Here is a 26,401-nt window from a genome sequence, read left to right on the forward strand (position 1 = left end):
CACATCGGTCAGGCCATGCCGCCCCGCCCGATCCGCCCGATCCGCCACGCCGACTCCCGCGTGAAGGCCGTGCTGGGTCCGACCAACACCGGCAAGACCCATCTGGCGATCGAACGGCTCTGCGCGCATTCCTCCGGCGCGATCGGCTTTCCGCTGCGGCTCTTGGCGCGCGAGGTCTATGACCGGGTCTGCGCGATCAAGGGCAAGGACCGCGTCGCGCTGATTACGGGGGAGGAGCGGATCGAACCGCCCGGCGCCCGCTGGCTGCTCTGCACGGCCGAGGCGATGCCGGTCGATGCCGATCTGGCCTTCGTGGCGCTGGACGAAGTGCAGCTGGCGGCGGACCGGGAACGCGGCCACATCTTCACCGACCGGTTGCTGCACGCGCGCGGGCGCGAGGAAACGATGTTCCTGGGCTCCGCCACCGCCGAGCCGCTGATCCGCGCGCTGCTGCCGGATGCGGAAATCATCGGCCGCCCCCGCTTTTCCACGCTGACCCACGCGGGCGCGAAAAAACTCTCGCGGATTCCGCCGCGTAGCGTGATCGTCGCGTTTTCGGCAGAGCAGGTCTATGCCGTGGCGGAAATGCTGCGACGGTTCCGGGGCGGCGCAGCGGTGGTGATGGGCGCACTCTCACCCGAAACCCGCAACCGCCAGGTCGCGCTCTATCAGGCGGGCGAGGTCGATTACCTTGTCGCAACCGACGCGATCGGCATGGGCCTCAACCTCGACGTCGGCCATGTCGCCTTCGCCGGGCTGTCCAAGTTCGACGGGGTGCGCCAGCGGCGGCTGACCACCGCGGAAATGGCGCAGATCGCGGGCCGCGCCGGGCGGCACCAGCGCGACGGGACGTTCGGCACGCTGGCCGGATCGGGCAGTCACGACGCGGAATTCAGCGCCGAGGAAATCTTTGCGATCGAGGAACACCGCTTTCCCCCGCTGACCCGCTTGTTCTGGCGCGATGCCGCGCCCCGCTGCACGTCGCTGGGCGCGCTGATCGCGGACCTGGAAGCGCGGCCCGACCGCCCCGAACTGGCCGCCGCACCCGAAGCCATCGACCTCGCCGTGCTGAAGCGGCTGGCGGAAGAACCCGACATTGCCAGCACCGTGCGCGGCGAAGGGCTGGTGCGGCGGTTCTGGAGTACCTGCTCGCTGCCCGATTTCCGGCAGGCCGGGGTGGATACCCATGCGCGCTTCGTCGCGCGACTGTGGGAGGATCTGCGCCACGGCTATCTCGGCGGCGATTACGTCGCGCGCTCCATCGCGGAGCTCGACAACCCGTCGGGCGATATCGACACGCTGCAAATGCGCATCGCCGCGATCCGTAGCTGGGCTTACATCGCCCAGCGGCCCGATTGGGTGCTCGCGCGCGAGGAAATGGCGGCGCGCGCCCGCGCCGCCGAGGCACGCCTGTCCGATGCGCTTCACGCCCGCCTGACCGAACGCTTCGTCAACCGCCGCACCAGCGTGCTGATGAAGAAGCTGGGGCCGGACGCCGGGCTGCTGCCGGTGACGATCGCCGATGATACGGTGGAAGTGGACGGCGAACAGATCGGGCAACTGGCCGGCTTTCGCTTTCGCGTCGATCCCGAGGCGCGGCTGGCCGACCGCAAGCTGTTGCTGGCCGCCGCCGAACGCCACTTGCCCGCCCTGCTCGCCGAACGCGCGGATCGACTGATTGACGCCATCGCGGCAGGCGCCGCACCGCTGGACCTGGCCGGTGGCGCAGTGCGGTGGGATGGCGATGCAGTGGCGCGGCTGGCGTCGGGGCGCTCTGCCCTCACGCCCCAGCTTCGGCCTGATCCGGCACTCGATGCGCTGGACCCGCAGCGCAAGCGCGCCCTGCTGACCGCGCTGGATGGCTGGCTGGGCCAGGTGCTGGCTCCCCTCGCGCCGCTGCGCAAGCTGGAAACCGCCGCGACCGATCCCGCCGCCGGACCGGAACTGCGCGCGCTGCTGATCCGGCTGGTCGAAGCGGGCGGACTGCTGGATCGCGGCGAATCCGGGCTGGACCGGCTTGATCCCGGCCAACGCACCATGCTGCGCCAGCTGGGGGTGCGGGTCGGCGCGCTCGACCTGTTCGTGCCCGCCATGTTGAAGCCTGCGGCACTGGCCGCCTGGCAGGACGCAGCGCAAGTTCGCGGTGGTAGAATGATACCACCCGCTCCGGGAATGCCCCCGGTCCTGCCGCTGGCGGGCAAGGCCGCGCCGCCGCCGGGCTATCGCGCGCTGGGCAAGCAGGCGCTGCGGATCGATCTGGCGGAAAAGCTGCTCCACGCCGCGCATGGCCTGCGCGTGGGTTCAGGCAAGGCCCCGTTCGGGATCGATCCCGCGATGGCGGTATCCATGGGGCTGGGCACGGCGGCTTATGCCCAGCTGCTGCGGCTCGCCGGTTTCCAGCCGATCATGCCGCGCCCCTTGCCCAAGGGCGCGTTTGGCCCGGCCGCACCGCTGAAATGGCGCTGGCGGCCCACCCGGCGGCAGATCGAGGCTGCACGCCCCACCCCGCGGCCCGCAACCAGCGCATTTGCCGCGCTGGCGGAACTCGTGCGGTAATGCGGATCGACAAGCTGCTCTGGTTCCTGCGGTTTGCGGCCAGCCGCAACCTGGCGCACGACTGGGTGCTGCAAGGGCATATCCGCCAGAACGGGCGGCGAATCGAAAAGCCCGGCCATGCCATCAAACCAGGCGATGTGCTGGTCCTGCCCCTGCCGCGCCGAGTCACCGTGATCGAGATTCTGGCCCTGCCAGCCCGGCGCGGACCGGCCAGTGAAGCACAGGCCTGCTATCGGACGCTTGACGACCCCGCTGCAAATCCCATAGCAGCGACTGATAACAACTCGTCTTAGGGGACAAGCCTGCCATGACCTATGTCGTCACCGATGCCTGCATCAAGTGCAAGTACATGGACTGCGTCGAGGTCTGCCCGGTCGACTGCTTCTATGAAGGCGAGAACATGCTGGTGATCAATCCCAGCGAATGCATCGATTGCGGCGTATGCGAGCCGGAATGCCCGGCCGAAGCGATCCTGCCCGATACCGAATCCGGCCTGGAACAGTGGCTGGAACTGAACGCCAAGTATTCCGCCGAATGGCCGAACCTGACGTCCAAGAAGGATTCGCCGGCCGACGCCGACGAGTTCAAGGGTGTCGAAGGCAAGTTCGAGAAGTTCTTCTCGCCGGAACCCGGCGAAGGCGACTGAGCGGACGCGAATCGGGGATTTCCGCCCGATTCCACCGTTTGACCAACCTGTGACACCGGTCTTGCCGGCGCGTGATTCTGCGCGCTGGCAATATTGTTGCGGATATGCTATATAATCCGCGACTGCCGGGGTTTTCCGCCTCGTGCGCAGCCGCAGATCATGAAAGGCAGGACGCAACGTTCGGTTGATGGGAACATCGGACCGGGTCGCAAGGCTTTACCCCGTTCCAGCAAGCATCACTCGATCACAGGCCCGCTTGCGGGTCCGTTCCGCCGTATGAAAGGACGTTACATGGTGGTCAAGGCGCACGCCTTCGATGTTGGTGACTACGTCGTTTATCCCAAGCACGGTGTTGGCCGCGTGATTGAACTGCAAGAGCAGGAAATCGCCGGCATGAAGCTCGAACTCTATGTCCTGCGCTTCGAAAAGGAACGCATGACGCTGCGCGTCCCGACCAACAAGGTCGAGGCGATCGGCATGCGGAAACTGTCGTCTGACAAGACCCTGCGCGAAGCGCTCGATACCCTGAAGGGCAAGCCCAAGGTAAAGCGCACCATGTGGTCGCGCCGCGCCCAGGAATACGAAGCAAAGATCAATTCGGGCGACCTGGTGTCGATCGCCGAAGTGACCCGCGACCTGTTCCGCGCCGATGACCAGCCGGAGCAGAGCTATTCCGAACGGCAGATCTTCGAAGCCGCGTCCTCGCGCCTGGCGCGCGAACTCGCCGCGATGGAAAAGACCGACGAACCGGCTGCGCTCAAGAAGATCCTCGCGATCCTGAACGAACACGCGCCGAAGTACTATGCGGAGCAGGCCACCGCCTGATCCCTGCCAGTTCGGCACACCGAAAAGGGCCGCTCCTGCAAAGGAGTGGCCCTTTTTCGTTGGACCACTTGAAATGCCTGCCTTGCCGTATTATTACATTAATACACCATGCAAGAGGAGGTCTGCATGAAGCTGGGCAATTTCGCGAAGGCATTCGCGCCGATCATCGCCGTCGTCATGGCTGCCGGGGTTTCCGGCTGCGACGCCACCAATATCCGCCTGAACGGCGAGGAGGGCAAACCCCTCTCCGAGCTCGACCTGAGCGGCACCGCACCGACCGAGCTGGTCCTGCTGGGCCCCGATGAAGTGCGCGTGACCACGGGCGACAAGCTGGCAATCACGGTGGAAGGCGACGACGCGCTGAAGGACCAGATGCGCTTCACCCTGAAGGATGGCGCGCTGGGCATCCTGCGCAAGGACAAGACCTTCTCCGGCAGCGACAAGCCGGCCATCGTCAATGTGACCATGCCCGCGCCTAGCGAACTGGTTATGGCTGGATCGGGCAAGATCACCGCTGGCGCGCTGGCCAGCACAGCCAAGGTCACCATTGCCGGGTCCGGGCAGATCGAAACCACCGCCGTGCAAAGCGATACCCTGGACGTGACAATTGCCGGATCGGGCAATTACCGCGCGGTCGGCAACGTGAAGTCGCTCAAGCTGACAGTCGCCGGCAGCGGCTCGGCCGGGATGGACGCGCTCAAGGCGGAGACGGCCAAGGTCACCATCGCCGGATCGGGCAGCACCACTTTTGCCAGCGACGGCGATGTCGACGCAACGATCATGGGTTCGGGCGATGTGACCGTAAAGGGCCGCGCCCGCTGCAAGGTCAGCGCGATGGGTTCCGGCAAGCTGACCTGCGAATCCGGTCCGGCCGCGAAGGCGGAACCCGCAGCCGCCGAATGATCCGTTCCTGACCATTCCCCCGGCCCTTCGCGATGAATCACCAGTCCCGGTTCATCGCGACGTAACCCCGCGCTGCTATGGTGCCCCCCATCATGCAGTGCGGGGTTTTTTACATGCGAAACGGGGGCGCAATTCTGGGAGCCTTGTTGCTGGGCGGGTGCGGGGCAGCCGGCGCCGTCGTCGATCTGGCCTCAATGCCTGTGCGCGGAACATCCAAGGCGGTCGAAGCCGGCAGCACACTGGTGGATGTCGCCACGGTCAGCCAGTCCGAACGCGACCAGAAACGCGGCCAGGACATTCGCCGTCGGGAAGAGCGCCTCGGCGAACTGGACCGGGAATATCGCAAGCAATCACGCCGCTGCGCCGACGGCAGCGAGGACGCCTGCCGCAAGCGCGACGCCGCCTATGCCGAAATGCACCAGCTGATGCCCAGCGTGCCCTATGAACCGCGTTAAGCGGCTGCGCGCCGCAAGCGGTCATTGATCGCCGCGCCAATCCCGCATTGCGGCACGGGCGCGACGGCCACCCGCGCGTGGGTGGCCGCAGCGGCCTGATGCAGGCAATCGTACAACCGCGCTGCGGCCTCGGCTAGGTCGCCGGTTGCAGACAGGGTTACGTCGCCCGGCACCGCCCCGAACCCGATATGGAATTCATCAGCCGCCGCCGTCTCCGCGTTCAGCCGAACTGGCTTGCCGGGGGCATAGTGGCTGGCGAGCTGGCCCGGCGCCTCGATTCCCATTGACGTCACGGCGTCAGCGTTCTGACCCAGAACGGCGGAAATCTGGGCTTCCGTGATCGGTCCGGGGCGCAGCACCTGCCAGCCGCCTTCGGCGCGTAGCGCAACGATGGTCGATTCGATCCCCGCCGCGCAGGCTCCGCCATCCAGCACCAGCGGCACGCGATCCCCCAATGAGGCGATCACATGGCCGGGGGTAGTCGGGCTGACCGCCCCGGAGCGATTGGCCGATGGCGCGGCCAGCGCCAGCCCGCTTTCCGCCAGAACCGCACGCATGGCAGGGTGCGCCGGGCAACGCAGGGCGACCGTCGGCAGGCCCGCCGTGACCGCCGGGGTGATTCGCGCGCCTTCCCGGAGCGGCAGAACCATGGTCAGCGCGCCCGGCCAGAACGCCGCCGCCAGCTTCCGCGCGCGATCATCCGGCACGGCGATGGTTTCCGCCTTCGCCATGTCCAGCACGTGGACGATCAGCGGATTGAAATCGGGTCGCCCCTTTGCGCGATAGATTGCCGCTACGGCATCGGCGCTGTCGGCCCGCGCGGCCAGGCCATAGACCGTCTCGGTTGGCACCGCGACCAGCTGCCCCGCCCGCAGCGCTGCCCCGGCAGCAGCGATTCCCGCCGCATCGGCCAGGCGCACATCTGGGGCTTGCAGCTTGTCGGACATGGCCGCTTCGCTATAGGCGGAAGGCAGCAAAGCCAAGGAAAAGCGCGAGGCATCCCGATGGAATTCACTGCCCCCACCGCCGAACAGGTTCTGGCCATCAAGGTGAACGCCGGGATCGACGAAATTGCCGCGCACGAACGCTTCGCTGCCGCCAGTCCGGACTTGGTTGAGGCCATCGTTGAAGGCATCGGCGCGTTCGCATCCGGTGAATGGGCGCCGCTCAACCGGGTGGGCGACGTGGAAGGCGCCGTGCTGGCCAATGGCACCGTCACCCTGCCCGCCGGCTTTGCCGAGGCCTATCGCGGCTATGTCGAACAGGGCTGGAATGCCATTTCCGGCGATGCCGAGTTTGGCGGACAAGGCCTGCCCTTTACCCTCTCGGCCAATGTGATCGAGAACCTGGGCGCGGCCAACATGGCGTTCGGCCTGCTGCCGATGCTCACCGTCGGCGCGATCGAGGCGCTGACCCATCACGGCAGCCCCGCGCAAAAGGCGCTCTATCTGGAAAAGCTGATCAGCGGCGAATGGTCCGGCACGATGAACCTGACCGAGCCGCAGGCTGGGTCTGACGTCGGGGCGCTGCGCACCACCGCCACGCCGATCACCGAGGGCGAACATGCGGGCCGCTACCGGATCAAGGGCACCAAGATCTATATTACCTGGGGTGAGCATGACCTCGCGGGCAACATCGTCCACCTGGTGCTGGCCCGCACGCCGGGCGCGCCCGAAGGCACGCGGGGCATCTCGCTGTTCATCGTGCCGAAGTTCCACGTGGCCGCCGATGGCACGCTGGGCGGGCGCAACGATGTGCGCTGCGTGTCGATCGAGCACAAGCTGGGCATCAATGCCTCGCCCACGTGCGTGATGAGCTTTGGCGACAACGATGAATGCATCGGTGAACTGGTCGGGGCGGAGAACGCCGGGCTGAAGGCGATGTTCACGATGATGAACTCTGCCCGCATCAACGTTGGCAACCAGGGCGTGCAGATTGCCGAGCGCGCATTGCAGCAGGCGCAGTATTACGCGCGTGAGCGTGTCCAGTCGGCGCGGGCCGGATCGCCCGACAAGGCCCCGGTGGCGATTGTCGAGCATCCCGATGTGCGGCGGATGCTGCTGCGGATGCGGGCGCTGACCGAAGGGGCGCGGGCGCTGCTCTACTACACCGCCGGACAAGTCGACCGCGGGACGCTGGGTCTGCCCGGTGCGCAGGCTCGGGCCGATTGCCTGGTGCCGATGATCAAGGCCTGGGGCACCGATATCGGCTGCGAAGTGGCCAGCATCGGCGTGCAGATCCACGGCGGCATGGGCTTTGTCGAGGAAACCGGCGCGGCGCAGCATTACCGCGATGCGCGGATCACCCCGATCTATGAAGGCACCAACGGTATCCAGGCGGCCGACCTGGTTACCCGCAAGCTGGGCTATGAAGGCGGCGACGTGCTGATCGCCCTGCTGGCCGATGTCGCGGCGGGCGCGGGCGATGCGGCCCCGGCGCTCAAGGCACTGGCCGAGGACTGCATCGCGGTCGCGCGCTGGATGATCAGCGATGCCAGCCTGGACGACAAGCTGGCCGGCAGCGTCGCGTTCTGCACGATGTGCTCGGTCGCGGTGGCGGGCTGGCAGCTGCTGCGCCAGGTCGATGCGGCCGAGGGCGCGCTGGCGGTGACCAAGCCGGTAATTGCGCGCTATTTCGTGGAGCATATCGTCCCCGAAGCGCGCGGCCTGAAAGCGGCGGCCACGGCCGGTGCGGACCTGCTCTATGCGCTCGACGCGGCGGCGCTGGCCGGATGAGCGACGCGCTAACCCGGATTGCCGAGGCGCTCGAACGCCTCGCCCCGCCGCCTGCCAGCGCAGCGGACTGGGCCACGGCCCCGGCCTTTGTCCACGATCAGCGCGGATCGCGCGCGGTGGACCGGGTCGTGGCCCCACCGCTGGAACTGCTGCGCGGGATCGATGCGCAGAAGGCGCTGGTCACCGCCAACGTCAACCGGCTGGCCCAGGGCCATGCCGCGCACGACATGCTGCTGTGGGGTGCGCGGGGCATGGGCAAATCGGCTCTGCTTCGTGCCAGCGTGCTTGCCGCGCAGGCGGCGTTTGGCAATGCCGTCGCGCTGGTCCAGGTCGCGCCGGACGCGCTCGCCTCGCTTGCCCCGCTGTTTGCGGCGCTGGGCCGTCAGGATCGCCGGTTCCTGGTATTCATCGACGATCTGGGGTTCGAGGATGCCGATGGCGCGGGCCCGCGCGCGCTGCGCAGCTGGCTGGAAGGCGGGGTCGAAGCCCGGCCCGGCAATGTCCGGCTGGCCGTGACGTCGAACCGCCGCGCCATCGTGCCGCGCCACCTGTCGGAACAGGACGACCCCATCAACCCGCGCGATGCGGTGGATGACAAGCTGGCGCTGGCCGACCGGTTCGGCCTGTCGATCGGCTTCCACGCCTGTTCGCAGGATGACTATCTGGCCATCATTGGCGGGTATTGCACCCAGTTCGGGCTGGATTGGACGGCCGACGAAGCGCTGGAATGGTCCAAGCGACGCGGCGCCCGGTCAGGCCGGGTGGCCTGGCAGTTCATTACCGAGCTGGCCGGGCGGGCGGGCAAGGCGCTGTAACGCGCCCTGCCCCGCATTCGTCACTGCTTGACGGTGCTGTCGTCCTTGAACCCGGCGGAGAAGCGCGCGTTGGGATCGCCCTGCAACGAGCGCTGCGGCGGCATCTTAGCGGTCACCACCGGCTTGACCGGCGCGGCGGGCTGAGCGTTCGGGGCAATTACACGCCAGATGATCCCGGCGGTATCGTCCGACACCAGCAGCGCCCCGCCCTTGTCAAACGCCACCCAGGTGGGCCGTCCCTGCGTTTCGCCGCCATCCGGGGTCAGGAACCCGGTCAGCACCGGCACCGGCAGGCCCATCGGGTTGCCGTTCGCGTCAAATCGCACGAACACAACGTCGTAACCGGCCTTCGGCTTGCGGTTCCAAGAACCGTGACGGGCAATGAACGCGCCATTGGCAAAATCCGGCCCCAGGCGCTCCCCGCCAGTGACGAACGCCAGTCCCAGCGCGGCAACGTGGGCGCCCATCGCGTATTCGGGCTTGCGCACGAAGTCGTCGATGTATTCCGGCGCGGGGGCGGTGACGCGGTCATCGTTGTACTTCTTGTAGTAGATCCACGGCCAGCCATAGTGCGCACCAACCGGCACGTTGGTGAGGTAATCCGGCACCAGATCGGGGCCGAGCATGTCGCGCTCGTTCACCGTGGTCCACAGCTCGCCCGAAGCCGGGTTCCACGCCAGGCCGTTGGCGTTGCGCAGCCCTTGCGCGTACTGGCGCGGATAGCCGGTCTTGAGGTTCAGTTCCCAGATCGCGGCGCGGCCCTGTTCGAGCTCCATCCCCTTTTCACCGATGTTCGAAGCCGAGCCGACGGCGACGTAGAGCTTTTCGCCATCGGGGCTGAGGATGATGTTGCGCATCCAGTGGTTGCCGCCCGGGGGCAGGTCCATCAGCTTTTTCGGAGCGCCCGACAGCGTGGTTTCGCCCAGCTGATAGGGAAACGAGACGACCGCATCGTGATTGGCGACGTAGAGCGTGCCGTCGCGCCAGGCGAGGCCGGAGGGCGAGACGAGGCCGTTGCCGACCCGCAAGTCGAACTTGCCCTCGGCCTTGCCGTCGCCATCGGCGTCGCGCAGCAGCACCAGCGTATCGGCTGATCCGCCCTGCGCGCCCGCGCTGCTCATCAGCCACTGGCCGATCTTCGCCATCAGGCCGGTGCCGAGATTGCCCTTGGGCGCATCGGTCAGCGCCACCACGACGTCACCGTTGGGAAGCGTCAGCATGGTGCGCGGATGGTTCAGCCCTTCGGCAAAGCGGCCCACGACCAGCCCCTTCGCCGGGGTCGGCGCGGCATTCGCGGCCCAGCCGATCGGCTTGGCAATGCCGACGCTCGGCAGGGTTTCGGGCTTGGGCTCCGGGATGACCGGATCGGTGCCGGACAACTGGTCGACAGTGTACTCCGCAGGCACCCCGCGCCAGATCCAGAACACGAACCCGCCCACGACGAGCAGGAATACCCCAAGGGCGACGAGCAGCTTGCGTTTGGTCGACATGGGGCGGGACGATAGATGCACGGCGGCTATGCGGCAACAGGCGAGTATTGTAGGGGCCAGTCCACATCCCCGATCAAGGAAGCCCCCGCCGATGTTCGCCTTTGCCCCCGATCCGAACCAGCCCAAGGCCGAACTGTATGCCGATCTGGTCGGCGCGGCGAAGGCGCTGATTCATGGCGAAAGCGACAGCGTGGCCAACATGGCCAATATCGCTGCGCTGATCTGGCAATTCCTGCCCCGGCTGAACTGGTCGGGCTTCTATCGCACAGTCGGCGCCGATGAGCTGGTGCTGGGTCCGTTCATCGGCAAGCCGGCCTGTATCCGCATTCCCTTTGGCCAGGGCGTGTGCGGCACGGCGGCGGCCAGCGCGGCAACCCAGCTGGTGCCCGACGTCCATGCCTTTCCCGGGCATATCGCCTGCGATGCGGACAGCCGGTCCGAACTGGTCGTGCCGGTGCTGCGCGAAGGCCGGGTCATCGCGGTGATCGACCTCGACAGCCCGGAACCCGCCCGCTTCGATGCGGAGGACGCCGCCGGGATCGAGGCTCTGGCCGCGGCCATCGCCGACGCGATCTGATCCTGCCGGGCCAAGCGCCCAAACCGCTCCGATTCGGGACACGGCCAAGACAGGTCGCTGGCGCACCTTGGTTTTCCGCGCCGTGTAATGATAAATTACCGGTTAACGCCGGGAATCAAGGAATCCTTACCTTACGTCCGGCCGATCAGGGGAAATGCCCATGTCTGTCGCCGGTCACGTTATTATTCGTCCGCTGCTTGCCGCAACCTTGCTGACGGCGCCGTTGGCCCTGGCCACGCCTGCGCTGGCCCAATCCATGCCAAGTGCCGCCATCGATGCCGAAGGGCGCGTATTCGGCAATGCAGTTCCGGCTCCGGCGATGCCTGCCCCCTCCATGCCGGTCATGCCGCCAATGGTATCGCAGCCGGTGGTACAGCCGCTGCCCGCCGGTGCTCCGCCCCACCCTGTGCCAACCGCGCCGATGGCCCATCCCGGCGCCTATCACGCCCCTGCACAGGCCCCTGCCTACGATCCCGTCGCCTGGGACCGTGCCAAGGCTGACTGGCTGACCGAATGCCGCCGCCGCATGGGTGGCAGCAAGAGCAAGACCGCCGGGGCGGTCGTCGGCGGTCTGTTCGGCGGCCTGCTGGGCAACCGCATCGCGGGCCGCGGCAATCGCACCGTCGGCATGATTGCCGGGGCGGCGGTGGGCGCTGTAGCCGGCGGGGCCATCGGCGCCTCGGCCGATCGCAACCGCGCGCGCGACTATTGCGAGGCCTATCTGGAGGATTCGCTGGCCGGCTATTACGGTCCCGGTCAGGCCGGATATGGATATGGCTATCAACAGGCGGGCTATGGCCCGGTGCAATATGGGTATGCCATGCAGCCGATGGTGATGATGGTTCCGGTCATGCACCACGCCGCCCCGGCCAAGGCCCGCGAATGCGTGGAAACCACCGTGATCGAGGAATGGGTGCCGGTGAAGACGGCCAAGCGCCGGATCGCTCCCCGCCCCGACAAGCGGGTAAAGATCGTGCCGGACAAGCGCGTCCGCACGTACTGAGGCCAGAACGGAAAAGGGGAGCCCGCAGGCTCCCCCCCCAGATTCATGCGCCCCCGGCCGCAACCGGGGGCGTTTTCACATCCGCGTCAGAGCGAGCGGCCGATCAGTTCCTTCATGATTTCGCTGGTGCCGCCGAAGATCCGCGTCACGCGCGCGCCGCGCCACTGCTTGGCGATCGGATATTCGTTCATGAAGCCTGCCCCGCCGTGTAGCTGCAGACACTTGTCGACCACTTCGCCCTGCAGCTCGGTATGCCACAGCTTGGCGCCAGACGCCTCGACCGGGGTCAGCTCGTGCTTGATATGGCGCGACAGAGCCCAGTCGATATGCGCCCAACCCACCTGCAGCTTGGCCTTGAGGTCCGCCAGCACGAACCGGGTGTTCTGGAAATCGAGCACCGACTGGCCGAACGCCTTGCGGTCGCGGCAGAATTCCACCGTCATGTCGAACGCGCGCTGCGCCGCGGTCTGGGCGGAAATGGCAATGCCCAGGCGCTCCTGCGGCAGCTCAGTCATCAGATAGATGAAGCCCTTGCCCTCTTCGCCCAGGCAATTGGTGATCGGCACGCGGACGTCCTCGAAGAACAGCTCCGAGGTATCGGCCGCATCCAGCCCGACCTTGTCGAGATTGCGACCACGCTTGAACCCTTCACGAGTGGCTTCGACCAGCACGATCGACACGCCCTTCCACGCGGGCTGCACGTCGGTGTCGGTCTTGCAGCAGACCAGGATCAGGTCGGCGTTCTGGCCGTTCGTGATATAGGTCTTGCTGCCGTTGATGACATAGTGGTTGCCATCCTTCTTCGCGGTGGTGCGCAGCGCCTGCAGGTCGGACCCGGTGCCGGGTTCGGTCATCGCGATGGCGGTGACGACTTCGCCCGATACCATCTTGGGCAGCCAGGTCTGCTTCTGCTCTTCCGAGCCGTACTGCATGATGTAGTTGGCAACGATGTCGGACTGGAGCGAGAAGCCGGTGGCCACATCGGTGCCATAGCCGATTTCCTCGTCGATGATCGCGTTATAGCCGAAGTCGAGGCCCAGGCCGCCGTATTCTTCCGGCACGGTCGGGCAGAGCAGGCCCAGTTCACCCGCCTTGGGCCAGACATCCTTGGGAATGATCCCGTCCTCGTCCCACTTGGCCGCATGCGGTTCCAGGTGTTCGGCCACGAACCGGCGCACGGTGGAGCGGAACGCCTCGTGATCTTCGTTGTAGCAGGTGCGGTGCAGCTTATCGAGCGACATGGGAAACCCTCTCTCACGGGAATGATTGCGGCACAGGGTTAGGCCGCGCCGCGCGAGGCGGTCAAGCCGAATTTAATCGCGCGATTAAGGCCTTTCGGCACCCTGCACCGCAACTTGCGCAGCGCGCGGCCCAGCCTCCAGCCGCAGCCGCCCCAGTCGCAACGAGGCATTGGCCCGGTCGAGCGTGAGCGTGCCGGCGATATCCGGCTTCACCCCCAGGATCTGCGCGCTCGGCCCATGCACCCGCAGGCGGTACTGGCCGTAAGGAACGCTGTCGAACAGTGTATAGCCATCAAAGTCGCTGCGCGTCTGGAGCAGCATCTGCCCGGCCATGTCGACCAGTTCGATCGGCACGCCCGCGCGCGGTTCGCCATCCGGACCCAGCAGGATCGCCTCGATCTCGCCCGTGGGGGCCAGCGGCAGCTGCACTTTCGCGGCCACGCCGGGGCGCGGCACCACGACCATGCCCTGCCCCTTGGGCTGGAGCAGCGGATCGGGCAATGTCCCGGCGTCGATCGAGATCAGCACCGGCACATAGGGCGTCAGCCCATTGATTACGGCGCGGCCATCGGGATTGGTCGCCTTGTCGGTATGGCGGAAGCCGGCTTCCACCGTCACGCCCTCGACCGCTTCCTCGCCCGGCTGGCGGATGCCATCGCCGTTCTCGTCGCGATAGACCTCGATGCTCGCCTGGCCTTCCTCGGCCAGTCGTTCGCGCGCCAGCCGGATACCGCCGCTGACCGGATCCGGCCCCAGACTGAAGGCCAGGGTCAGGTTGACCCCGCGATTGCCGCGATTGTCCATGCGCCCTTCCGCCCGCACCGCGAACTTCCTGAACTGATGGACAACACCCAGCATCAGCTCGCGCCGGTCGGCCTGGGCATCGTAGTCCAGCCCGAATCGCACCGTCGATGCGCGGGCAAAGCGGGTTTCGGCCATGACCTGCGCGGTTTCCAGCCCGCGCTTCGGCCCGGTCAGCGCCAGCCGCGCCGAACCGCGCAGCCGCACGCCGGCAATCATCGTATTGGCGATCAGGTTCAGCTTCGTGCCGGTATCGCCCAGTGCCAGTCCGGCGGTCTGCCCGCTGGCGCTGCGCTGCATCAGTTCCGCTGCCAGCGACAGGCGGCCCAGATGCGCTGAGGTGCGCAGTAACCATTCGTTAACACTTGCCCCGTTGCGCAGCTGCGACTGGCGATAGCCCACTTCCACCGGCAGGCGCCAGCTGCCCAGCGGAATCGCGCTGCTCAGCCGCAAGCTGGCATCGCGCCGCTGGGTCGATCGGACCAGATCGCTGTCGAAATCCCCGTTGACCCATAGCACTTGCGCGTTGAACCGCACCGGACCGAGCTTGCCCAACGCTTCGGCCCGCACGGCCTGCCCGCCACCGAGTTGCTGTGCGCCCGACAGCCCGACCAGCACCGGGCCGAACGCGTGGTCGACCTTGGCTTCGAGGTACTGGCGGCGCTGTCCGGCCAGCATCAGGCTCTGATATTCGACCCCGACGCTGGTGCGCTTACTCAACCCATGCTCCACGCCCACGCCCCAGCGCCAGCCGGTCTGCGGATCAGCGAAACTGCGGGTAAAGTCGATCAGGTCGCGGCCTTCTTCGGCAATCCCGGCCCAATAGAGCGTTTGCCCGGCCTGAACCCGCGCCTGCCCGACCGGCACGCTGGAGCGTTCGCGCTTGATCTGGCCCTGCGGGCCATAAAGCACGACTTCGAATTCGTTATCGCCGAACAACAGTTCGACATCGTTGAAATCATAGCGCCCGTCGCCGCGATCCGCCTGGAACGCGCGCAGTTCCCCGTTGCGATAGAGTTCCGCGTCCCATCCGGCCGGCAATGTCCCGCGCAGCGCGGTCACGCCGAACCGCGCCGGGCGGTTGATCGGCTGGTTGGTAATCACCGCGCCCCGGCCATAGGCGCTTTGCCCGGTCAGGTTGCCGCGTTGCAGGTCGACATCGCCCAGCGCAACTTGCGTCGCCTTCAGCGGGCCAAGCAGTTCACCGGCAGGGTCATTGCGATAGGCCCGCACCCGCAGCGAATCCGGGCGGCCCAGCCCTTCACCCGCCAGTCGCGCGGTATAGCTCATCCCCAGCAGTTCGCCGGCGGCCAGCGCCTCATACTGCACTTTCGTGCCACCGGCCTTGCTCCACTGCGCCTGCAACTGGATATCGACCGACGGCGCCCGCCAGGCCTTGTAGGGCAGCTGCGCCTGCGGCAGCCGGGCGAGGTCGAATTCGTCAAAGGACCGCGGCTGAAGTCGCGCCGCGCGACTTTTGCGCTCGATCGCTTCCAGAAACGGCAACTTGCGGTCCGATTCCAGCACGACCGTCAGGTTGCCAAGGTCCGGCTTGAACCGCACCCCCATCCAGCCGGACAGCGCCCCCAGATCCATGCACCACCCTTCCGGGGTGTCGTGGATCGCATTCGCGGCGATCCCGCGTGTAACGTTCACGTTTTGTACCGTATTGGCATCGCGGTCGAGCACGAACCGCTGATCCTCCGCGAACAACCAGCCAGTTGCGCGGCGCGACTTCTTGTCGAGTCGCACCGGCAGGTCGAGGTTCTGGATCAGGTCCGCGAAATCGATGCAGACACCAGCGGGCGTCTGATAGCCGCGCATCGGCTCGCCCAGCTTGTAGGCCCCGCTGCGCAGTTCCAGCAGCAACTGGTCATCCTCGGTCGGTTGCCAGGCCTGGGCCTGCGCACTGCCCGCGCCCGCACAAACGCCAAGCGCCGCCCCAAGCAGGGCGGCGGCGTGACGCAGCGGGGCGGACCAGCGTGTCATGACGTCAGATTTTTTCGGATCAGTCCTGTTGGATCAGTGACTTAACGAATGGCCGAAGTGACTTCGGCGATCAGCTGGCCGCCGTTCTCCGGCAGCTCGCGGTATTCGATGCGGATCGGTCCGGTCAGCTTGGCCTGCTGTTCGGGCGTCACCGGCACCCGCAGCTTGCGCTGGGTGACTTCGGGATAGATCGCGATGCCGCGCTGCTGGAACACCGCTTCGCCGCGCGCGGTCTTGCCCTCGACCATGCCGAAGACAGAACGCTGGCCGGTGCGGCTCATGTCCAGTTCCACGAAGGTCTGCTCACCATCCTTCACGAAGCGCGGATTGGCCAGCGCGGCGCTGGCCTCAAGTCGGCCCTTGCGCACGAACACCGGGATCGTGATTCCATAGACCGGGGTCAGGCGAATCGAGAGACCGCCAGCCGCCGCCTCCTTGGCCGCCTCCTCCGGCGTCATCGCGGCAGGAATCGCGCGAAAGCCCATGTGGACGCGGTATTCCCCATCTGGCAGGTCCGGCGCCGGGCGGGCGGAGATCCGGACGGCCTGGGGCTGACCCGGCAGCAGCGTGATGCGGCGCGGGGCATAGCGAATCATGTCGAGCGCGGCCCGCTCTACCGCATTGGCGGATTCTTCCGCGACGTCGCTGAAATCACCCTCCGCATCCATGCGGCGCAGTTCCACCGTGATGCGATAGGTCGCCGGGGCGCTGCCGATATTGCTCAGCACCACTTCGGCCGAGCCGCCGCCGTTCATCACCACCCGCGTTGGGGCGACCAGCAGATCCCCCTGCGCCTGGGCCGGCACCGCCGTGAGGACGCTGCCCAAGGCAGCCAGACCGAACAGGGCGCGGCGGAAGCGAGGAAATTGCGACATGAAATACCCCTTGGTGCAATCACGACCGTCGGGTGCACGGGCACCTCCGGGAATTCCCTTAGGGCATAGGAAAACAGGGTTAATTTTCAGCTAACCACGCCGGATCGTCGCGCACGCGGGTTGCGGACAGGCCAAGGGCCGCACCCGCCAGCGCGGATGCGGCCCCTGAAAGTCGTGTCGCGGTTGCGACGCGGCGCTTACTGGTATTCGACCGAAACGTCGAACGTGCCGTTGTAGACGCCCGGGTGCTGGGCGCTGCCGACGGTCAGCGTGCCGCCGACCTTGAACGTGCCCTGGCCGGTGGTGGCGCTCAGCGCAACGTCGGTGATGTCCGATTCAAAGCTGTCCAGTTCCATCGTCGGCAGCGGCCCCTGCACGCCCACGTCCCAGCTGGGATCGTTCAGGCTCAGCACGACCGGACCGGCCGAGGTATCGGGCAGCGAAACCAGAACCGTTGCGCCGGCGCTGCCGGTGACGGTGAAACCGGCCGGAGCGCGGGTGCCGGTCGACACCAGGGTACCGGTCTTCGAAGCATTGCCATCCGAACCAACCGTCACGGTGCCGCCGGTGTTGGCAGCGATCTGACCGAAGTCGAGCGCCGAATCGGCGGCCAGCGACAGGGTGTCGAGCACTTCCGCGGTGGCGGTGGCAGTGGCGGTGGCAGCGGCGTTGGCAGCCGAAGCGAACGAGATGGCGCTGAGAGCGGCGCCGACAACAGCGAGGCGAAGCGAGTTACGCATAAATCTACTGGTCCCTATCCAAGCATTCGAGAGCTTGCAGCGTGATGAGCGCCGCCCGAATGGACGGCTTGCCCCCATTCGCAGGACCCTATGTAGAACTACTCTGTTCAGGCTTTGCTTTTGATTATGGTTAATGGATCAGGGTGGAAAATTAACGATTACCCCGCAAAATTCCCTATATTCCGCCGCCAGTTAGGCGCTGGCAAATCAGATCAAGCTGGTCGAGCGTGCGATAACGGATGGTAACTGTGCCAGAACGCGGATCAGCATCGGCGTTGATCCGCACCGACAGGCCCAGAAACTCCTCAAGGTGGCTCTGAACTGCCGCGATATCGGCTGAGGCGCCCACATCCCGGTCACTGCGCGCGCGGCGCGGCGCGGTGGTGCCGGTGGTCTGGCGCCGGACCAGCTTTTCCACCTCGCGCACCGACAGCTGCCTGGCCACTGCCGATTCGGCCAGGGCTTCGGCGTTCTCCACGCCGATCAGGGCGCGGGCATGGCCCATCGACAGGCGTCCGTCCTGCACCATGTCCATGACCGATTCGGGCAAGGCCAGCAGGCGCTGGAGATTCGCGACGTGGCTGCGGCTCTTGTCGACCAGCTTGGCGATCTCAGCCTGGGTCAGCCCTTCCTGCTCGGCCAGGCTGTGATAGGCGCGGGCCTCCTCGATCGGATTGAGATCTTCGCGCTGCAGATTCTCGATCAGCGCCAGCGCCATCACTTCACGCTCGCTCAGATCGCGAACAATTGCCGGAATTTCATGGACTTGCGCCCGCTGAGCCGCGCGCCAGCGGCGCTCCCCCGCTACCAGGCGATAGCGCCCGCCCCCCTGTGGCGTCACGATCACCGGCTGAATCACCCCGCGGGCGGCAATCGACGCCGCCAGCTCGTCCAGCGCGGCTTCATCAAAATGACGGCGCGGCTGACCGGGCAGCGGCGAGATCGACGAAACTGCCAGCAGCGTCAGTCCCGAGGCAGGCGCGCGAACGGATGGCGTCGTGGTTGCAGTGGCAGCCGCATCCAGCCCATCGGCTGGCGTCACCAGCGGTTCTTCCCGCCGGGTTTCACCCAGCAGCGCACCCAGGCCGCGCCCCAGCGCGGGCGGGCGCTTCTTGGCTGCGGCAGCTTGCGGAACGGAAATGCGGACTACGGGTTCGTCGCTCATGCGGCCTTCCTCTGTTCGGGCAGGCGGGTAATCAACTCGCGCGCCAGCGCCATGTAGGCGCGGCTGCCCACGCAATTGTGGTCATAGATCAGCGCCGGCAGCCCGTGGCTGGGCGCTTCGGACAGGCGCACGTTGCGCGGGATGACCGATTCGAACACCAGCCCGCCCAGGCACGAGCGCACATCCTCTGCCACCTGATCGGTCAGCCGGTTGCGCCGATCGAACATCGTCAGCGCGATGCCAACGATCCCCAGCTCCGGGTTGAAGCGCTGCTGCACCCGCTCCACCGTCTGCAGCAGCTGGCTGAGCCCTTCCAGCGCGAAGAATTCACACTGGAGCGGCACCAGCAAGGTATCCGCAGCGCACAGGGCGTTGAGCGTGAGCAGTCCCAGCGACGGCGGACAATCGATGAAGCAGATATCGTATACCGAATCGGCCGCCAGCGCGTCGGCCAGGCGCTGGGTGCGATTCTCGACCGAGACGAGCTCCACCTCAGCCCCGGACAGGTCGACCGTCGCGGCAATCAGGTCGAGCCCGGGAATTCGCGTCTGGATCACGCATTCTTCCAGAGAGGCCTGATCGACCAGCAGGTCGTAAGACGAACGCTCACGCTCGGCCGTGCCGACCCCGATTCCCGTGGACGCGTTGCCCTGCGGATCGAGATCGATCAGCAACACTTTCCACCCCGTCGCGGCCATGGCCGTGGCGATGTTGATCGCGGTGGTAGTCTTGCCCACCCCGCCCTTCTGGTTGGCGATCGCCACGCGAATCACGATTTGCGTCCCTTCCTTGCGGTGTTTGCGGCCAAAGTGCCGACGATCACCCCGGCATCCGCGTCAGTCAGCGATTGTTCCACGTGGAACCGATGCTGCCAGCCAGAGAGTTCCTGCAATTCTTGCGGCGCAGACCGCCCCTTCGGCAACAGCCAAATGGTGTCCGCTGTGGAAAATCGTGCGGATAGTTCCAACAAGCGCGGCAATGGCGCAAAGGCCCGAGCCGAAATGACACGCACGGGCCGGGTCGGCACCAGCTCAAGCCGGGCCCCGATCACTTGCGCCCGATCCAGCCCCAGCGCGATTCGGGCGCGCTCCAGCCACTCGATTCGCCGCGCCCGCGATTCGACCATCAGGACGGCACACTCGGGCCGCAACGCGGCAATCACCAGGCCGGGAAACCCTGCCCCAGTGCCGAGGTCCAGCCAGGGTGAGCATGTTTCACGTGGAACGTGGGTCAGCAGCTGTGCCGAATCGGCAATGTGCCGTCGCCACACTTCCGCAAGGCTCGCCGCCGAAACCAGGTTCTGGCGGGTATTCTCCTCCTCCAGCAAACGGACAAGCGCAGTGAGCCGATCGGCCGCACCGGCATCCCATTCCGGCAAGCGCTCAAGCCAGGCGCGCGCTTCGGCATCGGTGTGCAGCATCATGCCGCCCGCCGCCGCGCATGCACGAGCAGCGCCGCCAGCGCGGCGGGCGTGATTCCCGGAACCCGTCCCGCCGCCGCCAAGGTTGTCGGCCGGGCGCGGCTCAGGCGCTCGACCATTTCGCGCGAGAGGCCGGGAATCGCGGCATAGGGAAAGTCATCGCCCAGCGGCAACGCTTCCGCGGCACGAAGGTCGCGCAGTTCACTGTCCTGCCGCGCCAGATAGGGCGCATAGGCCGCATCCTCGGCCACTTCCTCAACCAGTTGCGAATCGGCCGCATGGGCCGCAGCCAGCACCTCTGCATCGACCCACGGGGATAGGGCGGGCATATCGACCCCGCCAAATCGCAACCATTCACGCAGCGGCAAGCGCCCGGTATCGGCCCGCACCGGCAGCCCGGCCAGCGCCAGCTCGTTGCTGGTTGCGCTGGCATCAAGCGCCCGGTCCAGCCCGGCCCGCGCCGCTTCGCGCGCCTTGAACCAGTCCGCCCGTTCGGCCCCGATGCAGCCCGCAGCCAAGCCCGAGGGGGTCAAGCGGGTGGTGGCATTATTGGCACGCAGACGCAGCCGGTATTCGGCCCGTGCCGTAAGCATCCGATAGGGTTCGGACACCCCGTGCAACGTCAGATCATCGATCATCACCGCCATATAGCTATTGGCCCGATCCAGTGCTGCCGGTTCACGCCCCAGCACGGCAGCGGCGGCATGCATCCCGGCCACCAGCCCTTGCGCGGCAGCTTCTTCATAGCCGGTGGTGCCGTTGATCTGACCGGCACAGTACAGCCCCGGCAGATCCCGCAGCTCCAGCGACGGACGCAGGGCACGCGGATCGATGTGATCGTATTCCACGGCATAGCCAGGCACGACCATCTCGACCGCTTCCAGCCCGGCCATTGTCCGCAACATCGCCAGCTGCACATCCGCCGGCAGCGACGTGGAAATGCCGTTGGGATAGACCAGATGCGTGGCCAGCCCTTCCGGCTCCAGGAACACCTGGTGCCCGTCGCGGTCGGCAAAGCGGTGGATCTTGTCCTCGATCGAGGGGCAATAGCGCGGACCGGAAGCACCAATCGCCCCGCTGAACAGCGGCGAGCGGTGCAGGTTGGCCCGGATGACGTCGTGGCTGCGTTCGTTGGTGCGGGTGATCGCACAGAAAACTTGCGGGTTCACCCGCGCCCGGCCCAGCGCGGACATCAGCCACAGATCCGGATCGGACGGCTGCTCATCCAGCTGCGCCCAGTCAATCGTGCGGCCATCCAGACGCGGCGGCGTGCCGGTCTTGAGTCGGGCCATCGGCAGCGCTGCATCGCGCAGCTGCTCGGCCAGGCGCTGGGCCGAAGCCTCACCAATCCGCCCACCGACGATCCGCTCCTCGCCTCGGAACAGCACTCCGCCCAGGAAAGTGCCGGTGCAGAGCACGACCGCATTGCTTTCCAGCTGGGTGCCATCCGCCAGCTCCAGGCCAGTCACGCGCCCGCCAGCCATGCGCAGCGCCGCCGCTTCCCCGCCGATCAAGGTCAGGTCACCTTGCCGCTTCAGCAAGCGCTGGACCTCGGCCTTGAACAGCGCCCGGTCGGCCTGGATGCGCGGCCCCTGCACCGCGCTGCCCTTGGAGCGGTTGAGCATGCGGTAATGGATCGCAGCCGCGTCCGCAGCGCGGGCGATGATCCCGTCGAGCGCATCGACTTCGCGGACCAGATGCCCCTTCCCCAATCCGCCAATCGCCGGGTTGCAGCTCATCGCGCCAATGACATCGAGGTCAAAACTGACCAGCGCGGTGCGCGCACCCATGCGCGCGGCAACGGCCGCCGCTTCCACGCCGGCGTGTCCGCCGCCGATCACGATGATGTCGAATGACTGCATCCACGCGCTTTAGCGGAGGAGCGTTTCACGTGGAACAGGTTTTAGCAGCGATTGTCCCGGAACCGATGTTTCACGTGAAACAGGCGCCTATTTGCCGATACAGAACCGGCCAAACAAGGCGTCTAGCATATCCTCGGTCGTGGTGCGGCCCAGCAAGGCATCGAACGCCACGCGCGCCAGTCGCAGGCTTTCGGCAACCAGCAAGGCGTCGTTCAAGCCGTCTGCCGCAGCCAGCGCGGCCCGCGCCTCGTCCAGCAACCGATGCTGACGCGCGTTGAGTGCCGCCTCGCCGGGACGCGGCAAGGCAGCGCGCGCGTGGGCAATCAGGTCAGTCCGGAGCGCGTCCATCCCCTCACCCGTCACGGCCGAGACGCGATGGCGCGGCGCGGTCTTGACCGGATGGTCCTTCCGGTCGGCCTGTGCTTCGATTTCCCAAGCGCTATCCGGCCCCTCGCCCTCAGCGCCAAGCCACAGGACCAGATCGGCCTGCGCGAGTGCCGAGCGCGCGCGTTCTACCCCGATGGCCTCGATCGCGTCCCCCGCTTCGTCGCGCAGGCCGGCGGTATCGCTGAACCGGAACGGCACCCCGCCCAGCGCGACCGGATGAGTCAGCACATCGCGGGTCGTCCCGGCGACGGGCGCGGTGATCGCCGCATCGCTCTCCACCAGTGCATTGAACAGCGTGCTCTTGCCCGCATTGGGCGGCCCGGCCAGCACCACGCGGTACCCTTCGCGCAGTGCTTCCGCCCGGGGACGCGCCAGCCAGGCGGCCAGTTCCTGCTCCAATCCGGCCAGGCGCGCGGTGAAATCCGCGGGCAGATCGCTGACATCGTCCTCGTCGCCGAAATCCAGCACCGCCTCGACCGCAGCCGACAGCATCAGCAGGCGCTCGCGCCAGCCTGCGACTTCGCGGGAAAAATCGCCACCCGCCATCGCCAACGCGGATTGGCGCTGCAGTTCGGTTTCCGCCGACAGCAGATCGGCCAGGCCTTCGGCTTCGGACAAGTCGATCCGGCCATTGGCAAAGGCGCGGCGGGTGAATTCCCCCGGCTGGGCGGGACGTAACCCCGGCAAGGCCGATAGCGCCTGCTCCACCGCACGAACGACGGCCCGACCACCGTGGCAATGCAGCTCCGCCGTATCCTCCCCCGTCGCGGTCGTCGGTCCCGGAAGCCACAGCGCCAGCACCCGGTCCAGCACGGCCCCGGCCTGATCGCGCAGCGTTGCGGCCACGGCACGGCGTGGCGGGAGGGAGCGTCCGGCGAGCGCCCGCAGTGCATCCCCCGCCAGCGGTCCACTGATCCGCACAACGGCAATCGCGGCAGGCGGAGCCCCGCTGGACAAGGCAAAGATCGTGTCAGTCATCGCCCGCGCGCCTGCCACGGCGGACGCGCGGGGGAAAGCGGGATCAGTCGTCACCCTTCTTCTTGGCGCCGCTCGCGAAGGCCGAACTGTTTTCCATGAAGCTCTGGAACAGCTTCATGCCCACCTGCCCCATCGGTGCGAGGTTCTTGGCGAATTCCTGCACCTGTTCGACATTGCCCGCGCCCTTCATCGCCTTGGCAATGGCATCGACATAGAATTCATTGGCCTTGGCCACATCGGGCAATCCAAGGAAGGTGCGCGCTTCCTGCGGCGTGCAGTCGATTTCGACATTGATCTTCATCTGGCTCTCCTTGGCGGGCCACCCAGCCTTCCCCGTCCGCAAAGCTGACACATGGTCTTGGCAAAGTCCACGGTGCGTGGTTAGGCCATGCGGTAACAACCCAACATGCAGGAGCAGCAGATGTCCGAAATGGTCCAGGTCCCCGCGCTTGACGGCAGCGCCACCTTCCCCGCCTATGTCGCGCGTCCCGCCGGCACGCCGACGGCGGCGATCATCGTGATCCCCGAAATCTTCGGCGTGAATCCCGGCATCCGGCAGAAGTGCGACAAGTGGGCCGAACTGGGCTTCCTCGCGGTCGCGCCCGATGTGTTCTGGCGCTTTGCCCCCGGCGTCGAACTGAACCCCGACGTTCAGGCCGAGCTGGAGGAAGCGTTCGGCTATTACCAGCAGTACGATCCCACCGACGGCGTCTATGACATCGAAGCCACGATCAAGTGGCTGCGCGCCACGCAGGGCGTCACCAAGGTCGGCTGCGCGGGCTACTGCCTGGGCGGACGGCTGGCCTATATGGCGGCGGCGCGCACCGACATCGACGCCTCGGTCGGCTATTACGGCGTTGCTATCGAAACCATGCTGGACGAAGCCCATGCCATCGCCAACCCGCTGATGCTGCACATTCCCACCGGCGACCACCTCGTCGGCCCGGAAGCGCAAGCCGCGATCCATGGCGCGCTGGATACCCACCCCAAGGTGACGTTGCATGACTATGTCGGGCTGGACCACGGCTTCGCCGCCGAAATGGGCAACCGCCGGAACGAGGAAGGCGCGCAGCTGGCCGATGGGCGGACGGTCGCGTTCCTCAAGGCGAATCTGGCCTGATCGATCTTGCAGGGGCCATTGCCCCTGCACCCCACCCGTCTTCCGGTGCGATGCAGGCGCTTGGTTCAACCCCAGCGCAACGACCGCGCCGGGAGACAGATCGAGGTCCGGGGCAATGGCCCCGGAATCTATTCGTACTGCCCGATCGCCTGAAAAATCCGCCCGATCGCTTCCCGATCCGCCGCGTCGATTTCCGGTCGCCAGATCTCAAACAACAGCACCACGCGCTCTTGCGGTCCATCGTTCTTGGCCTCGTGGTTGAAGCTGTCATCGAACACCAGCGGCACCCCGTCCACCCACCCACGCGTTTCGCTGCCAACCCGGAACCAGCAGTCCGGCGCGGTCAGGATCGGGATGTGGCAGATCAGGCGGGTATTGAGCATCCCCGTGTGCGGCGCGATGTGTGCACCCGGCAGCAGGCGCGACCAGTGCGCGTTGGGGGAACGGCCTGGAATTTGCGGCATGGGCGCATAGGCCAGTGCCTCCATCGTCGCGGGACAGCGTGCCGCGTTATCTTCTACCTGCGCACCGTCCTGCCAGAAGTGGAACGCGGTCCACGCCGGATTATCGAGCAAGGGCGTGTTGGGCGCGGGCCGGTTTTCCTTGCGGTGGACATAGGGGGCAAACCCCTCCGCCCCGCTGGCCAGCACCGCTGCCAACTCGTCCTGCATCTGCGGCACCAGCGCCAACATCGGTTCCAGCCAGGGGAACCCAGCGGGATCGTAGAACCGCTTTTGCGGCAGGCCGGGGTAATAAAACACCGACGGTTCCTGCAGATAGAGTTCCCGCTTGCCAGTCAGCAGTTCGACCGCCTCAGTCATCGTTGGAGACAGGTCTTTCCCAACGATATCAAGCAGGTAACTCTCAAATCCCGCGTTTGCCTCACCCAGATACTGCACCGCATGGGCATGCAAGGCCGTCAGCGCGGGCGGCACCGCGCCATCGGCAGCGGCCTGATTCAGGGCGGTTCGATAATACGTGGAAGCAGCGCGGGCATCCCCGGCCTGTTCGCGCAGCCGGGCCTTGAGCAACAGCGCGCCGACCTCGCGCGGGGCCAGCTCCAGCTGGCGGTCCAGCGCGGCCTCGGCGGCATCGCGCTGCCCCAACGCCAGTTCGGCATTGGCGAGCGCCACCCATGGCACCTCGGCAGCCGGAGCCAATTCAGCCGCCTCGCGCAGCAGCGCCGCCGCACGCGGCATGTCGCGCGCGGCCAGGGCCTGCATTCCGGCAGCGATTGCGGCGCGGGGATCGTTGCTCATGCGCACTCCTTGTGACGTCCGGCATAGGCGAGGCTGGAACTCCTCCGCAAGCTGGGTCATGCTGCGACAAAGCGATAACGATGCAGAGGAACCCCACGATGGCGACACACCCCGGACTTGCCCGCTGGCATGCCTATATGGATGGCGGCAGCGATCCGGCCGTACTGGCGGAGATGCTGGCGGATGATGCCGTGTTCCACTCGCCCGTGGTCCACACGCCCCAGGCGGGCAAGGCCAAGGTCATGGCCTACCTTGGCGCGGCCAGCGGCGTGTTCGGCAACGGGACGTTCGAATATGTTCGCGAGATTGTCGATGGCGACAATGTGATGCTGGAATTCACCTGCGAGATGGACGGTATCCGGGTTAACGGCATCGACCTGATCCGGTTCAATGCGGACGGAAAGATACAGGATTTCAAGGTGATGGTGCGACCGCTGAAAGCCATCAACAAGGTCTGGGACCTGATGGCCGCACAGCTGCAGGCGGCACAGGGATAAACGAAAGGGCGCCGTCCAGCATGAAGCCGGACGGCGCCCTGATCGGCCTGTTCGGGCGATGA

At 66.6% G+C, this 26,401-nt stretch carries 25 protein-coding genes; 12 read left to right on the forward strand and 13 right to left on the reverse strand.

Annotated elements, in window-relative coordinates:
- Nucleotides 1-15: 15 nt before the first annotated feature.
- The 6 genes from IE113_RS00305 (at nt 16) to IE113_RS00330 (ending at nt 5,385) form a co-directional block, all read left to right on the forward strand.
- Nucleotides 16-2,556, forward strand: a complete 2,541-nt coding sequence (locus IE113_RS00305) for a helicase-related protein (RefSeq protein WP_189538434.1) — start codon at nt 16-18, stop codon at nt 2,554-2,556.
- On the forward strand, nt 2,556-2,849 hold the full coding sequence (locus tag IE113_RS00310) for an RNA-binding S4 domain-containing protein (protein WP_189538435.1): 294 nt from the start codon (nt 2,556-2,558) through the stop codon (nt 2,847-2,849). The genes IE113_RS00305 and IE113_RS00310 overlap by 1 nt, the downstream gene beginning before the upstream one ends.
- A gap of 14 nt (nt 2,850-2,863) precedes the next feature.
- Nucleotides 2,864-3,202, forward strand: coding sequence for a ferredoxin FdxA (gene fdxA / locus IE113_RS00315; protein WP_189538436.1), 339 nt, complete (start codon nt 2,864-2,866; stop codon nt 3,200-3,202).
- Between the two features lie 291 nt (nt 3,203-3,493).
- Nucleotides 3,494-4,027: a CarD family transcriptional regulator gene (locus tag IE113_RS00320; protein ID WP_189538938.1), complete on the forward strand. Its 534-nt coding sequence runs from the start codon at nt 3,494-3,496 to the stop codon at nt 4,025-4,027.
- 126 nt (nt 4,028-4,153) lie between these two features.
- Complete coding sequence (locus IE113_RS00325; protein ID WP_189538437.1) at nt 4,154-4,930, forward strand: head GIN domain-containing protein; 777 nt, start codon at nt 4,154-4,156, stop codon at nt 4,928-4,930.
- A gap of 194 nt (nt 4,931-5,124) precedes the next feature.
- Entirely contained in the window at nt 5,125-5,385 is a 261-nt protein-coding gene (locus IE113_RS00330; protein ID WP_229822020.1) for a hypothetical protein, read from the forward strand.
- Here the strand turns inward: IE113_RS00330 and IE113_RS00335 are convergent.
- Entirely contained in the window at nt 5,382-6,332 is a 951-nt protein-coding gene (locus IE113_RS00335) for an L-threonylcarbamoyladenylate synthase (RefSeq protein ID WP_189538439.1), read from the reverse strand. The two genes, IE113_RS00330 and IE113_RS00335, sit on opposite strands and share 4 nt — an antisense overlap.
- Before the next feature lie 57 nt (nt 6,333-6,389).
- On the opposite strand from IE113_RS00335, the gene IE113_RS00340 reads away from it, so the two are divergent.
- Both IE113_RS00340 and IE113_RS00345 read left to right on the forward strand, forming a co-directional pair.
- Nucleotides 6,390-8,120, forward strand: coding sequence for an acyl-CoA dehydrogenase family protein (locus tag IE113_RS00340; protein WP_189538440.1), 1,731 nt, complete (start codon nt 6,390-6,392; stop codon nt 8,118-8,120).
- Complete coding sequence (locus tag IE113_RS00345; protein WP_189538441.1) at nt 8,117-8,935, forward strand: ATP-binding protein; 819 nt, start codon at nt 8,117-8,119, stop codon at nt 8,933-8,935. Before IE113_RS00340 ends, IE113_RS00345 begins: the two co-directional genes overlap by 4 nt.
- Before the next feature lie 20 nt (nt 8,936-8,955).
- Here IE113_RS00345 and IE113_RS00350 read toward each other — a convergent pair whose 3' ends face one another.
- Nucleotides 8,956-10,425: a PQQ-dependent sugar dehydrogenase gene (locus IE113_RS00350; RefSeq protein WP_189538442.1), complete on the reverse strand. Its 1,470-nt coding sequence runs from the start codon at nt 10,423-10,425 to the stop codon at nt 8,956-8,958.
- 91 nt (nt 10,426-10,516) lie between these two features.
- Here IE113_RS00350 and msrC point away from each other — a divergent pair, with 91 nt between their 5' ends.
- A complete protein-coding gene (gene msrC / locus IE113_RS00355; protein WP_189538443.1) occupies nt 10,517-11,002 on the forward strand; it encodes a free L-methionine (R)-S-oxide reductase MsrC in 486 nt (161 codons plus the stop codon).
- Nucleotides 11,003-11,162: 160 nt separating this feature from the next.
- Nucleotides 11,163-12,005: a glycine zipper 2TM domain-containing protein gene (locus tag IE113_RS00360; RefSeq protein WP_229822023.1), complete on the forward strand. Its 843-nt coding sequence runs from the start codon at nt 11,163-11,165 to the stop codon at nt 12,003-12,005.
- Between the two features lie 86 nt (nt 12,006-12,091).
- On the opposite strand, the gene IE113_RS00365 is transcribed toward IE113_RS00360, so the two are convergent.
- The 10 genes from IE113_RS00365 to IE113_RS00410 form a co-directional block, all read right to left on the reverse strand.
- Nucleotides 12,092-13,246: an acyl-CoA dehydrogenase family protein gene (locus IE113_RS00365; RefSeq protein WP_189538445.1), complete on the reverse strand. Its 1,155-nt coding sequence runs from the start codon at nt 13,244-13,246 to the stop codon at nt 12,092-12,094.
- A gap of 84 nt (nt 13,247-13,330) precedes the next feature.
- A complete protein-coding gene (locus tag IE113_RS00370) occupies nt 13,331-16,036 on the reverse strand; it encodes a carboxypeptidase-like regulatory domain-containing protein (RefSeq protein WP_189538446.1) in 2,706 nt (901 codons plus the stop codon).
- Nucleotides 16,037-16,077: 41 nt separating this feature from the next.
- The gene (locus tag IE113_RS00375) at nt 16,078-16,911 is read right to left on the reverse strand and encodes a fimbrial biogenesis chaperone (RefSeq protein ID WP_229822024.1); all 834 of its coding nucleotides are present in this window, start codon (nt 16,909-16,911) and stop codon (nt 16,078-16,080) included.
- Between the two features lie 197 nt (nt 16,912-17,108).
- Nucleotides 17,109-17,651 carry a DUF4402 domain-containing protein gene (locus IE113_RS00380; RefSeq protein ID WP_189538447.1) on the reverse strand — a complete coding sequence of 181 codons (543 nt, stop codon included), beginning with the start codon at nt 17,649-17,651 and terminating at the stop codon, nt 17,109-17,111.
- Between the two features lie 175 nt (nt 17,652-17,826).
- The gene (locus IE113_RS00385) at nt 17,827-18,816 is read right to left on the reverse strand and encodes a ParB/RepB/Spo0J family partition protein (protein ID WP_189538448.1); all 990 of its coding nucleotides are present in this window, start codon (nt 18,814-18,816) and stop codon (nt 17,827-17,829) included.
- Entirely contained in the window at nt 18,813-19,589 is a 777-nt protein-coding gene (locus tag IE113_RS00390; protein WP_308430022.1) for a ParA family protein, read from the reverse strand. Before IE113_RS00390 ends, IE113_RS00385 begins: the two co-directional genes overlap by 4 nt.
- Nucleotides 19,586-20,236: a 16S rRNA (guanine(527)-N(7))-methyltransferase RsmG gene (gene rsmG / locus IE113_RS00395; protein WP_189538941.1), complete on the reverse strand. Its 651-nt coding sequence runs from the start codon at nt 20,234-20,236 to the stop codon at nt 19,586-19,588. Before rsmG ends, IE113_RS00390 begins: the two co-directional genes overlap by 4 nt.
- Entirely contained in the window at nt 20,236-22,098 is a 1,863-nt protein-coding gene (gene mnmG, locus IE113_RS00400) for a tRNA uridine-5-carboxymethylaminomethyl(34) synthesis enzyme MnmG (protein WP_189538449.1), read from the reverse strand. Before mnmG ends, rsmG begins: the two co-directional genes overlap by 1 nt.
- Before the next feature lie 87 nt (nt 22,099-22,185).
- Entirely contained in the window at nt 22,186-23,463 is a 1,278-nt protein-coding gene (gene mnmE, locus IE113_RS00405) for a tRNA uridine-5-carboxymethylaminomethyl(34) synthesis GTPase MnmE (RefSeq protein ID WP_189538450.1), read from the reverse strand.
- 43 nt (nt 23,464-23,506) lie between these two features.
- Complete coding sequence (locus IE113_RS00410) at nt 23,507-23,764, reverse strand: DUF6489 family protein (RefSeq protein WP_189538451.1); 258 nt, start codon at nt 23,762-23,764, stop codon at nt 23,507-23,509.
- A gap of 120 nt (nt 23,765-23,884) precedes the next feature.
- Between IE113_RS00410 and IE113_RS00415 the strand changes: the two genes are divergently transcribed.
- The gene (locus IE113_RS00415) at nt 23,885-24,583 is read left to right on the forward strand and encodes a dienelactone hydrolase family protein (RefSeq protein WP_189538452.1); all 699 of its coding nucleotides are present in this window, start codon (nt 23,885-23,887) and stop codon (nt 24,581-24,583) included.
- A 128-nt stretch (nt 24,584-24,711) separates the two neighbouring features.
- Here IE113_RS00415 and IE113_RS00420 read toward each other — a convergent pair whose 3' ends face one another.
- Nucleotides 24,712-25,842: an aspartyl/asparaginyl beta-hydroxylase domain-containing protein gene (locus IE113_RS00420; RefSeq protein ID WP_229822026.1), complete on the reverse strand. Its 1,131-nt coding sequence runs from the start codon at nt 25,840-25,842 to the stop codon at nt 24,712-24,714.
- A 98-nt stretch (nt 25,843-25,940) separates the two neighbouring features.
- Between IE113_RS00420 and IE113_RS00425 the strand changes: the two genes are divergently transcribed.
- Nucleotides 25,941-26,339, forward strand: coding sequence for a nuclear transport factor 2 family protein (locus tag IE113_RS00425; RefSeq protein ID WP_189538453.1), 399 nt, complete (start codon nt 25,941-25,943; stop codon nt 26,337-26,339).
- The last annotated feature ends 62 nt before the right edge of the window (nt 26,340-26,401 follow it).

It is taken from the genome of Novosphingobium arvoryzae (assembly GCF_014652615.1).
GTDB classification, from domain to species: Bacteria; Pseudomonadota; Alphaproteobacteria; order Sphingomonadales; family Sphingomonadaceae; genus Novosphingobium; species Novosphingobium arvoryzae.